The following is a 701-nucleotide window of genomic DNA, read 5'->3' as shown; positions in this document are numbered from 1 at the left end:
GTCCTGATGAGCTTGATAAAGCAGATGAAACATTAAGACAAGAATATCTTAAAAACAAAGAATTTAAATTAATTAAAAGTATTAAGTAGATTGGTTATAATAAAACAATTTATCTATATTAGGAGTAAATTTGCAAATTCCTATTTATTCTAAACTCAAAACAAAACTAGAAAGCAAAGGAATAGACAATATATCAAGTGGGCAAATTGCTTGGTTTGTATGTAGTGTAGGGATTTTTATCGTTCCTATGGTATATTTTTATATCAGTAACAATTATGATCAATTCACTATTTTATTTATTATGTTATTTATTTTTATATTGAATATGCTTTATATTAAAAATTTTTTTGCATTATTGTTGCTTGTGATATTAATATTTATATATATGAAATATCATGAGTTTATCTATAATTTTAAAATTTTATTTTTTATTTTTGCACCTATAATTTTTATCTTTTTAAGAGCTTGGAGAATTTTAATAACTTTTTTATGTGGATATATTTTTTTAGTGGCTATGGTATATATATTTGAGTTATTAGGAGGATTTTATAAATGAAATATTATGCAACGATTTATATTGATCCATTGGTAGAATGTTTTTTGGATTTTAAAAATCAGTGTTACTGGCAAAGAGAAGATTTCACCCACGCTTTCTTAGGACTTACCAAAGGCAAAAGTCCTGATGAGCTTGATAAAGCAGA

It is taken from the genome of Campylobacter sp. BCW_6873 (genome assembly GCF_001762365.1).
Lineage (GTDB): Bacteria > Campylobacterota > Campylobacteria > Campylobacterales > Campylobacteraceae > Campylobacter_D > Campylobacter_D jejuni.
Note: the sequence above shows the minus strand (reverse complement) of the source record.